The 12293-nt window shown below is 39.8% G+C and carries 7 protein-coding genes; 3 read left to right on the forward strand and 4 right to left on the reverse strand.

Annotated elements, in window-relative coordinates:
• The first annotated feature begins 579 nt into the window (after positions 1-579).
• The 3 genes from IRT38_RS14185 (at position 580) to IRT38_RS14195 (ending at position 3887) form a co-directional block, all read left to right on the forward strand.
• Positions 580-1866, forward strand: a complete 1287-nt coding sequence (locus tag IRT38_RS14185) for a tyrosine-type recombinase/integrase (protein ID WP_194598061.1) — start codon at positions 580-582, stop codon at positions 1864-1866.
• Positions 1867-1953: 87 nt separating this feature from the next.
• Positions 1954-2994, forward strand: coding sequence for an IS481 family transposase (locus IRT38_RS14190; protein WP_194598062.1), 1041 nt, complete (start codon positions 1954-1956; stop codon positions 2992-2994).
• A gap of 275 nt (positions 2995-3269) precedes the next feature.
• Positions 3270-3887 carry a CAP domain-containing protein gene (locus tag IRT38_RS14195; protein ID WP_176538068.1) on the forward strand — a complete coding sequence of 206 codons (618 nt, stop codon included), beginning with the start codon at positions 3270-3272 and terminating at the stop codon, positions 3885-3887.
• Positions 3888-4013: 126 nt separating this feature from the next.
• Here IRT38_RS14195 and IRT38_RS14200 read toward each other — a convergent pair whose 3' ends face one another.
• The 4 genes from IRT38_RS14200 to IRT38_RS14215 form a co-directional block, all read right to left on the reverse strand.
• On the reverse strand, positions 4014-5453 hold the full coding sequence (locus tag IRT38_RS14200) for an HlyD family type I secretion periplasmic adaptor subunit (protein ID WP_004732699.1): 1440 nt from the start codon (positions 5451-5453) through the stop codon (positions 4014-4016).
• Complete coding sequence (locus IRT38_RS14205) at positions 5450-7585, reverse strand: type I secretion system permease/ATPase (RefSeq protein WP_078426796.1); 2136 nt, start codon at positions 7583-7585, stop codon at positions 5450-5452. Before IRT38_RS14205 ends, IRT38_RS14200 begins: the two co-directional genes overlap by 4 nt.
• A gap of 169 nt (positions 7586-7754) precedes the next feature.
• On the reverse strand, positions 7755-9146 hold the full coding sequence (locus tag IRT38_RS14210) for a TolC family outer membrane protein (RefSeq protein ID WP_135925539.1): 1392 nt from the start codon (positions 9144-9146) through the stop codon (positions 7755-7757).
• Positions 9147-9243: 97 nt separating this feature from the next.
• Positions 9244-12293, reverse strand: a 3050-nt coding sequence (locus IRT38_RS14215; protein ID WP_194598063.1) for a Calx-beta domain-containing protein, incomplete at its 5' end; no start/stop codon positions are given.

Consider the following 12293-nt stretch of genomic DNA (forward strand, 5'->3'; position numbering starts at 1 on the left):
GTCAAAATTTTTCAGCCATACAGCAGAACTTTCGACTCAACAATAAGCACAGGCAAGTGTCACTTTTTTCTTTTAAAAACGATAATGCAAAAATTAAATATTTCATGCAAAAAATGCATGATTTTTAAAGCAGTACAAAACATAGATAATAGTTATGCAATGCTATCAGCAAAGATTTTTCTTGTTTTTTAGCATACAAAATTTATTTTTATTTTAGATAACAATTCTCTTAATTTATCAAACAATCAATTTTGTATGAAATTTGCTTGGGTGAATGCATTAACATCAGTATTCTTTTTCACAAAATCTATCCACTTTAGATTCCATAAAAGATTAACTTAATAAATAGAATAGATAGTTGAAATTTTCTTATAGAAATAAAAAAGCCTCTGTATAAACAGAGGCTTTTTAAGTATTTGGCGGAAGCGGTGTCCGTATAACAGTAGTCCAAAGCAATCCAATTAAATATTATAAAAATATATTTTTCAATTATTTACAATCATAGACTTCCAAACACGTCTTGTCTATTCCAATCATTTCCAGTATTTTATGTGGGGTAGGTTGAGGGGTAAGAAAATCATGCCAAAGAAATCTAAAGAGCTATCAGCACTCGGCGTAGCAAAAATTAAAGCGACTGGTCGGCATTCAGTCGGCGGGGTTGATGGTTTGTGCTTGAATGTCGAAGGCAATTCTCGTGTCTGGATTTTACGTGCTGTTGTTGGCAAACGTTTAGATAAAGATGGAAAGTTAAAACCTCATCGCCGTGATATTGGTATTGGCCCCTATCCTGAAGTTTCATTAGCTGAAGCTCGCGCTAAAGCAACTGAATTAAGACTACAAATACGAAGTGGCATTGATCCAATTGCCCATAAACAAGAACAACTTGAAAAGCAACGTATCCAGCAGTTAAGGAACAAAACATTCCGTGAATGTGCAAAAGTTGTTGTAGCAAATAAAACCCGTGAACTTAAAAATGAAAAACATATTGGTCAATGGACTTCTACATTAGAAACCTATATTTACCCAACTTTAGGTAATATTAGTATTGGCTCCATTACTAAAGTTGATATTGCTGAAGCTCTCAAACCTATCTGGGTTGAGAAGAATGAAACAGCCAGACGTATTCGTGGTCGTATAGAAACCATTTTTGATTATGCAAAGGCTATGGGATATTTTGAGGGTGACAACCCTGCTGAATGGAAAGGCAATCTTGAACCTATATTAGGCACCTTAAAGCAGGAATCACGTCCACATCCATCCCTGCCTTATGAACAGGTTGCTGAGTTCATCCATCATCTGAGACAGAAAAAAGGGATTTCACCCAAAGCTCTGGAATTTACGATTTTAACCGCCTGTCGTTCTGGTGAGATTTTTGGTGCGAAATGGCAGGAAATTGATTTTAAGAATAAGGTCTGGATTATTCCCAAAGAGCGTATGAAAGCAGATAAAGAGCATCGTGTACCTTTGTCTAAAGAAGCCATTACGTTGCTTGAATCCATTCAAGAATATAGCCAACCACAAGATTTCATTTTCCCAGCTCCACGTTCTGGAGAAATGCTTTCTGATATGTCATTAACCACATTGATCAAACGAATGCATGAACAAAAGCTTAAAGAAAATGGCTTAGGCTATATTGATCTTAAACAAAACAGAGTGATTACAACACATGGTTTTCGTTCCACATTCCGTGACTGGTCAGCGGACAAAACCGATTATCCTCGTGAAGTCTGTGAGCATGTATTAGCACATAAGCTACCTGATGAAGTTGAAGCTGCTTATTTACGTGGAGCTTACCTTGAGAAAAGGAAAGGTTTGATGGCGGACTGGGCTGAGTATTGCTATCAAGACCTTAAATGTATTAGTTAAGACTTGATCGTACATTCTTCTTGAAAAAGAAGAAGTTACCGATTTTGATTAATGGTGTCGAATCTCAATCAATAAAGGTAACTTCTCATGTTGCATACTAACAATCAAATCATTAAACACAAAGTCGGTCTGCTGAATTTAGCAGAAGAACTCCAAAACGAATCCAAAGCTTGTAAAGTCATGGGCGTATCTAGAGATACATTCTATCGTTATCAAGAACTTGCCAGTACAGGGAATGTCGATGCCCTCATCAATCGGAGTCGTAGAACTCCAAATTTGAAAAACCGTGTTGATGAACAAACTGAATACGCTGTGATTGACTTTGTAATTCAATATCCAGCTTATGGTCAGCATCGAACCAGTAACGAGCTACGCCAGATTGGCATCTTTGTATCTGGGAGCGGTGTACGCTCTATTTGGCTTAGGCACAATCTTGAGAATTTCAAAAAGCGATTAAAGGCACTTGAAATGAAAGTTGCTCAAGAAGGTATTGAACTCAATGACCAGCAAATAGCAGCACTTGAACGCAAGCACGAAGATGATGTGGCTTGCGGTGAAATTGAGACACATCATCCTGGTTATCTTGGAGCACAAGATACTTTCTATGTGGGAAATTTAAAAGGTGTAGGACGTATTTATCAGCAAACTTTTATCGATACGTACAGCAAGGTAGTTCACTGCAAGCTATACACCACTAAAACCCCAATCACTGCTGCCGACCTGCTGAATGATCGGGTTCTGCCATTCTATGCTCAGCATGGTTTGCCGATGCTGAGAATCCTGACCGACAGGGGTACAAAATATTGCGGTAAGGTGGAACACCATGATTATGAGCTCTATTTAGCATTGAATGATATTGATCACACTAAGACCAAAGCGGCATCCCCTCAAACCAATGGAATTTGCGAACGATTCCACAAGACGATCTTGCAGGAGTTTTATCAAATTACATTCCGTAAGAAGCTGTATGATTCACTAGAAACATTACAAACAGATCTAGACGAATGGCTAGTATTTTATAATACTAAACGAACCCATCAGGGCAAAGTGTGTAATGGCAGAACACCATTGATAACATTGCTTGATGGGAAAGACATTTGGGCTGAAAAGAATTTAGCTCAAATTTAACCTGACAGCATAGATCAAATATTGGTAACTGTCAGATCAGGTTTGAGCTACTACAATCAGATTGTTTTCATTCAGTTTATACTAGACCTCTTTCATAAGTCTTTAAAACCCCTCTTGCGGAATATATTCCTCATCCTCCTTCTCAAAGGGGAACTATAGGGGGTTATGAAAGAGGTCTATTGTTTTTATCAAAGCTTTAATTCCTGAATTTTCATATTCAGTATGTAGCGATTGGATTATAATTTTATCAGTTAAAAATTAAAAATAGGATCACCATGAAAAACATTGCTTATCATTTTTTTGCATGTGGTCTGTGTTGTTTTCTTTCTGGCTGTTCGAATCCTCAACCGCAACAGGCTTTGCAGAATCATTTAAATAAAAGCATGGCTCAATCTACGCCATCACAAACTCAAAATTCGCCTGAACAAAATTTAGCATCTTTTGCGAATATTTCTTGTGATGACATTCAAAATCCACAATATCAGCAAGCCGTTTTAAATGCCATTAACGTGATTCGGCATCAACCGCAACAATGTGGAAAAATAGCTTACTCGGCTACCCACTCGCTAAAATGGAATAATCAATTACAAACAAGTTCAACTGCACATGCGCTGGATATTTCGCAACGTCAGATTTTAAGTCATGTCGGTCGAAGTGGTGAAAATCTGAGAGCTCGTATTAAAAAAACAGGATACAAAGGTGGTGGTGGGGAAAATTTAGCAACAGGTCAAAGCAACCTAAAACAAGTTTTAGAAAATTGGCTGGCGCTCAGTCCCGGACATTGCGATAACTTAATGAAACCCCAATTTAAAGATTATGCGATTACCTGCGTTCGAAATGATGTAACTCATCGAACGTATTGGGTGCAACATTTTGGCACTGGAAAAAACTAAAAATGAATTTAGATTTTTTATCTGCTTCAATAAAATGTAAATTTCGCGCGTTTAAAATTTACTTTATAAATCAAAAATCCCTCTTTTCAAAAGAGGGATTTTAAGAGATTTCGGTTTTTATTCGACTTAACGTTCGGTTAAGGCATTATTTTTCGCTTTTAAAATTGGTTTAAGTAAATAAGAAAGAATTGTTTTCTTACCTGTCATAATATCCAATTGAACCGTCATCCCTGGAATCACAGACAATCCTTTACCGAAAGTTGGTTTGTCTGTCACTGCACGGACGATATAAAACATATTGCCTTTTTCATCGGTAAATGTGTCTGGGCTAATATGTTTTACTTTCGCATTCATTCCGCCATAGATTGAAAAATCATAGGCCGTAAATTTAATCACCGCAGGCAAATCTGGTCGTACAAAAGCAATATCTTTCGGAGACACTTTTGCTTCAACAATCAATTGTCCATCTAAAGGTACGATTTCCGCGACTTGATCACTCGGTTTCACCACCCCACCGATGGTATTAAAGAAAATTTTCTGCACGATACCATTGGTCGGTGAACGAATATCTGTGGTTTTTACTCGATCTGCCACGCCTGAAATACTTTCCTTTAAACTCACTAGCTGAGCTTGCGCTTCTGCCAGTTCATTGCGCCATTGATTTTTTAAACTCACCGCAGCCTCAGAAGTGCGTGATTGCGCTTCCCCAATAGATGCCTGCGTAGCTCTTAAATTCGCTGCCGCCTGTTTGCGTTCGCCATCGGCATTCGATACGTCACGTTCAAGGCGCAAAATATCCATTTCTGACACTGCACCCGTCTTTAACAACGGTCTTGTGGTATTTAACTCCCGCACCGCAATTTGATATGCTCTTTCGGCTTGGCCGAGCGCAGCTTGCGCCCGTTGTGACTCCTGTTGACGGGTCGAAACCGTGCCTTGATTGGTCATGGTTCTTTGACTCAGTTCACGTAGACTTTCTGCATAATATTGGCTTTCTTGCGCCATAATGATTGCAGCTGCATCAGGTGAAACCCCCGCAGGGACACTGCCTGAGGTATAGCCCGAGCCATTTAATTGTGCACTTAAACGTCTAACTTTGGTTTGCAAGGCAAAAATCTTGGCATTAACTTCATTCAAATTTGAGGTGAACCGTGTCGGGTCAATACGAATCAATAGATCGCCTTTTTTGACGTGCTCACCTTCCTGCACATACACCTTTTCAACCACGCCACCATCAACCGATTGAATCACTTGCATCTGTTGAGATGGAATCACTTTTCCTTCACCACGAGTAATTTCATCGACTTTGGCAAAACCTGCCCAAAGCAACAGGCAGACAAAAGTCACCACAATAATATAAAGGGTCATTCGTGTCTTGAGTGGTTTTTGTGATTGTGTGACTTCCTTAACCTGTCGCTGCCAATCATTTGCATCGGCAGGTTGATATTGTTTAAATAAACGCAAACGACCGAAAATAGGATTCATCACCTTTTCAGAGTTTTCGATACTTTTACCTACACCTTGAAATAATTTCTCGCGATTGGTTTTATTTTGTTCTTCGCTCACGACGTTACTCCTACAGTTTTTTCTTGTTGAGGAAACATCGCTTTCAAGACAGTTTCTTTCTCGCCATTTGCAATGACTTTGCCATCTTCAAGAATGATAATTCGATCGACCAAAGCCAATAACGCAGGTTTATGCGTGACCAAGATCAAGGTGTGTTGGGCTGTCATGTATTGTTTTAAATGATGAATCACATGATTTTCCAATGGCGTATCCATGGCACTGGTCGGCTCATCGAAAATCAAAATTTTCGCATTTTGAGCAATTGCACGTGCAACTGCGATTGCTTGACGTTGCCCACCCGACAGTTTGTGCCCTCGCTCACCGACTTGCAAAGACAAACCATCTTCATGTGCTTTTAGAATCTGCCCTAAACCCGAAATGACTAAACTTTGTTCCAAAACCGTTCGGCTGACATGTGGATTGCCCAACACAATATTCGACAACACCGTACCATTCAATAAGTCGATGTCTTGTGGAATATAACCAATTTGGTTGCGTAATTCCGCAGGATCAATCTGTGCAATATTGGTTTGATCAATAAATACCGTACCCTCTGTAGGTCGATAAAGTGACAATAATATTTTTTCAATCGAGCTTTTACCAGAACCGACTTTACCCAATATCGCCACTTTTTCACCTGCGCGAATCGATAACGTAATATCTTCCAAAGCTGAACGTGACTCATTCGGATAGCGCAAACTGACATTTTTAAATTCAATATTACCAATAAGATTGGTATGACTGACCCAACCTTTTAGATTTTCTCGCTCTTGTTCCGCTTCAACTGTTTTGTTCAATAAATTTAATGCACTTGACGCTTGATAATATTGAGTAAGTAAGCCTGCAACCTGTGCAATTGGGGCCAACGCACGAGTCGAAATCATATAACAGGCAATGAGTGCGCCTTGCGTGAGCTTGCCTTCAACAATCAAGTAAACCCCGATGATGATAATGACCACGCCAACGGTTTGTTGAACCCATGACGCAAAGTTTCCAACCGTTCCACCTAAAAAACGTAACTTTGCAGAATAATGCACGGTAAAACGGGTGGCTTTTTCCCACAAAGCTTGCATACGACCGTTAGCATTAAAACTCTTAATGGTTTCTTCATTGTTTAAAGTTTCAATTAACAAGGCTTGACGTTGTTGTGAAGCTTCTGCCATCGCATCAGATAATTTTTTCAAATTGACATGCACTGACAACGCGTGCAATAAAATGATAAATGCTGCAATGAGCAGCGGAATCACAAACACCCATGAAATGATACAAATGACCGCAAGGAACAATACAAAAAACGGCAGATCGACTAAGGAAACAACAGTCAATGAACTGGTAAATGAACGAATCGATTCATAGGATTGAATATTTGATGCCGTCATACCCACCGACATATTATTCTGCTCCATGCGACGACCAAGCACTTTTTCCATGATATAAGCAGATAGTTTATTGTCTGCACGCGTCGCAGCTAAATCGACAAAATAACTGCGTCCTAACTTTAAAACAAAATCGGCGGTAATAATAATCATGATGCCGAGTGCCAAAACCCATAACGTATCTAAGGCATGGTTCGGTACCACTCGGTCATAAACGTTCATGACAAAAAATGGAGAACATAAGGCGAAAATATTGATGAATAATGCACCGAGCAAAATATCTTTATAAATTGAACGGTGTTCACGAATTACACGCCAAAACCAGTGTTGCTGATTTTTTTCCATTTTCAGTTTGTTATCGACAATAAACTGACGTTGCTGTAAATAAATCACTGAACCGACATACTGCGCTTGCAATTCCGCAATTGGAATTTGTTTAACGGTATCGGCCAATTCTGGAAAATAAACGGTTGCTAGTTGCTGTTCATGATCAATTCGATACAACACACACGCAGTATTATTTTTTAACAATAAAATTGCAGGAAACACAAAGTGATTTAACTGTGCTAAACCTTGCTGCACTATATTACTGCTTAAGCTCACACGATCTGCAGCACGTGCTACAAAGTGAGGAATCAGCAAGCCATTCGGCAAAGGTAAACCCGAAAGCAGCCCTTCTTGCGTAATACTTACCTCATAATCTTTAGCGACCCGAATGAGGCATAACGCTAAAGGATCAAATATTTGTGTTGTCACTTATTCACCATAGGTCAAAATGTATTTTGATTCTTTTGAACTTAAACTTGCAGATGAGTTAATGTATTGCTTCCAATTGTTCAATAACAATAACTTCTCTTATATAAAATGTATATTTACAAGTAAAAATAGGGCGCACGTTTCACCCTATTTTTAATTCATCAGATCATTATTCAGCGACTTGTGCTTGCACATTCGCAGAACAAACATTTGCAGCATTAATTTCACGCTGACTCACGTCTGATACAGCAGGTAAATTATCACGTTGAATACCGAGCGCAGGCAATAATTGACCCATGCTATACAGTGTTTGGAATTGTGCAACTTTCAAGTCATATTGCGTAGTTACATAAGCACGATTGGCTTGGAATGCTTCATTTTCCGAGTCTAAAACATCAAGTAATGTACGACGACCAATATCAAACTGATCGTTATATGCTTTTACAACTGAAGCCGATTCATCACGATGACGTTGTAACCATTGTAACTGGCTGCTGTAGTTATTCACATTGTTATAAGCCACAGTTGATGTTTGGCGAATATCGACACATGCTTTGTTTTTCAAATCATTAGATAATGAAACACGTGCATTGGCAGCATTCATGGCTGCTCTGTCTGCAAAACCATTAAATAGATTGTAGTTGAGTCTTAATTCAACTGCGCTATCTTGCCCGTATTTATCGTTATCGGGATTGCTACGCTCATCAAAACTATTACGGTTTTGATATAAACCTGTACGCGCTACAAACGAAAGTTTCGGGTACATATTGGCTTTAAATTCTTGAGCACTCGCACGCGCATATTGCATTTCACTTAACGCAGCTTTTAAGCTGTTGTTATTGTTATACGCAGAGGTAATCAATTCTTGTGTGTTGTTTGGCAGTGCCACATTCACACTTACTGGCGCAAGATTACTACTTGGCTCCACCCCAACAATTCGTGCAAAACGTGCAGATACATCATTTAAGTTGGCCTGTTCAGTCATCAAGTTGGTTTGAGCAAGTGATAAACGACCTGTGATTTGTGACAAATCTGCTCTATTACCTACACCCTGATTGGTACGTTGTAATACTTGATTATAAACACGTTGATGATTGGCAAAATTTCCTTCTGCCAAACCAACTAGTTCGCGATAACGCTGTACATCTAAATATGCTTGAGTTGCTTCAAGTGCTTTTTGTTCAATACCTGCATTCAAATCGTAATAACGTTTTAGCGCAGCATAATCGCCTTGTTCAACTTTGCTTTTAATACGAAAACCATCGAACAACACTTGCGTTAATGCAATTTCTGCCTGACCTTGATTGAACCAACCACGATCGCCATCGAATTCACGGTTGCCTTTGCCGTACGCTGCATTTAAATCTAACGACGGTAAATAGCCAGCGCGTGCTTGTTTTTGATTTGCTGTTGCTTCAAGAAAGCTAAACCATTGTGTTTGTATTTCTGGGTTATTTTCAATAGCAGTTTTAGTCACAGATGTTAGGTCTGCTGCTGAAACATTCATCGCTGCACTCGCTGCTACGAGCATTGCGATTTTAGTTAATGTTAATTTTTTCACAGGTTTCCCCTCTTTTAAAGCATGTGGTATATGTTTAATGCGGACATCAGTTTTTTAAGCAAAATAGAGGGTGAAATTATTCCACCCTCTATCTAGGTTATGTTGTTTGGAAATTGGTTTTAGCAATCATGTCATTTAAATCAGTAAATGTTTGACCTTCAACCACAATATTGACGCTTAATGTATCTGCTACATTATGGATATCAATGGTATTACCACTCACACTCACAAATTGGCTTAAAGTTCCCATACTGCCATTCCAACCTAAAGCATCCAACAATGCTTTGGCATCAATTTTGTCACTCTCTGCAAGGCTAAAGCCCTTGATTGTGTCGGTAGAGCCATCAGCATTGTTTGTACCATTAAGATCCAAATTACCCGTCGTTGTATTCAGCGTTTTACCCCAAACAAAGGTATCAGCACCTGTACCACCAAACAGAATATCATTTCCTGCTCCGCCGATTAAAATGTCATTACCACCTTGACCATACAAAATGTCATTACCTGCACCACCATCAAGCACGTCATTTCCGCCACGTGTATCTGCTGTCGCATTAAAACGGCTGATGCCCGTTGTGGTATTCGATTCCGCTTTGATGTAGTTATACAAATCAATAGCTTGCACACCTAAACCTGCGTTCACCAAGGTATAATCAGATGGACTGCGACTTAAATACTCTTTTAATGCTGCCATACCTGAACCTGCGGCATCTGGCTGATTGGCTGCATCCAAATTACGGCCTGTCCAGTCCAACCAATCCGTATTGATGGTATCGCCAAACATGACATCATTTCCATTACCACCAAACAGTTTGTCATTACCAACAGGCGTTAGGGTTGTAGATAGTCCACCAGCCTCTAAAGCATATTGGAATTGATCTGCGGTTAAGACAATATCAGGTTGACCGCCTGTCGTTATAATAGTGTCCGTTCCCGCACTGGTATTGAGTTGGACATTATCAATTCTAACCCGATAGTTACCTGTGCCCGTACCAGACTTATCTTCAACTTCAAACTGCAAACGATATGTTCCCGCAAGCAAGATACCTGATTGCATAAAGAGCCCTGTAGAATCAGTTCCCGATGGAGCATGGTCATTCGATGCAGCATTTGAACCCACTTCAACAGTTTCCCAAACACCACCCACTTGACGTTGCAATTTCCAAGTAAAGGTATCACCAGCAACCCAATTACTACGTCCATATTCGAAGGATACAAATGTGCTACTTCCTGTCACTGCAAAGCTTGGACCTTGGTACACTGCAGCCACGCCATTCCCTTGTGTAGTATCAGACAGCAGTAATTTATTAAAAGAAGTTCGCGTAGCGGCAGCAGCATCACCACTTGCCACCCAAGCACTTGGGGCATTATTACCCACCGCATTGTCAAAGTTAGCGATAGATGTGGCGGTAGGTGCTGATGAATTAGTGATTGATGCACCTGATACATTTTGGGTTCCCAAATCAATCGTAATGTTGCCAATACTATCCGTATTATCAAACATTTGAAGCCAAGGTTTTTTAACTCCAATACCTAGCCCAATTGCTGCTACAGTACTTATTGAGCCTATCCCACCATTACCACTAGTTAAATTATAACCGTGATCAAACGTACTCTTCGACTGACTGAGAATGGTATTGAATGCAGCGGCATTTTGATTTTCCGATCCACTGCCATCTTCTGTATTGCCATTCATATAGAAAGTTGGGTTACCGTCGGTAATAAAGAAAGTTAAATTCTTGTAACCTGCAATCGCAGTACCATCGGCATTTGTCGATGCTCTGTCGCTAGCATTAGTACCAGTATTCGCATCATTCGCTCCAGTTGATAGACCTTTAAACCATCGTTCTGCTTGATTGAACGCCGCTTCATAGTTAGTTCCGCCACCTTGGGTTAAACTATTAATTGCCGTTTCTAACGCAGTCCAATCACCGTTGACAACATCTGCAATACTAATGGTTAAACTGGTTTCTGCTAAACCTGCAAACTTGATCAATGCAATATTGATATGGCCACCATCTACTGTTCCTGCTTTTGCTGCAAATGGTAAAACGGTATTCTGAATATACTGTTTTAAGCCATCTTTCAATAAATTCAAGCGTTCTTGGGAAGTGCCAGATCCCTGATCTAGATCAAATGCCATACTGCCCGATACATCGAGAATGAAGGCTATGTTGTAGTTTGTACCAGCTTGGAGAACGGTTTTTACACCACCCGCATCTCCAAGTAATACGTCATCACCATCTCCACCTATTACTGTATTATCACCATTATTCACTGGAGAACCTGGCGTTCCCGGTGCTTGAATAACATTCACGGTAATGGTTGTAAATGCATTATTACTAACGTTATCACCGATATCCGTAACATTCACTTTAACAATTCGATCTACCGTTGCATTTGGTGTATTGGCATCCGCTGCGAATGTAACAGCTTTAATTGCGCTTTCAAAAGCATCTAAAGTCGAACCATTTGGATCGGTTGAAGTTAAAGTAATGATATTGCCTGACTTACTTGCCGTAATACCACTTGGCATTGTACCGAAGTTAAATGCATCTCCAGTTTGTGCGTTAGTTAATTCAACAGTTGCACTCTTAATATGCTTAGTCGTTGCATCTGTACCAACAGGAACATTTACATCCGTAACATTAGTGTCAATATCACTGATCGAAACAGCAAGACCTCCACCAACAGTATAGAATGTGCGGTAATCATCGCCTGTTACTCCAGCACTATTATTCGCATCTAAATCTACATGTGGCGCAAAGTCATCATCAATAATTGATGTAGTTACGCTTCCAGTATTGATCGTGGCATTTGTCGGAGAACTCAGTGAAATTGTGTAATTTTCTGAATTCTCAACTTTAAAGTCATTCAATATCGGAATAGTAATCGTTTTGCTCGTTTCTCCTACAGCAAACGTTAATGTTCCTGATGTGCTAGTGTAGTCTGTTCCTGACGTTGCCGTACCATTCGCTGTAGCATAATTAACCGTTACAGGTAGGCTTGTATTTCCTGTCAAAGTAACCGTATATGTAGCCGTACCTGCTGTTTCATTGATGGTTGCTGGACCAGTGATATTCAGAACTGGGGCTGGATCGTTATCCACGATCGTACCTACACCGGTCGCACTTGTATTCGCTGTGC

Source organism: Acinetobacter sp. SK-43, from assembly GCF_015351505.1.
In the GTDB taxonomy this organism is placed as follows: domain Bacteria; phylum Pseudomonadota; class Gammaproteobacteria; order Pseudomonadales; family Moraxellaceae; genus Acinetobacter; species Acinetobacter junii.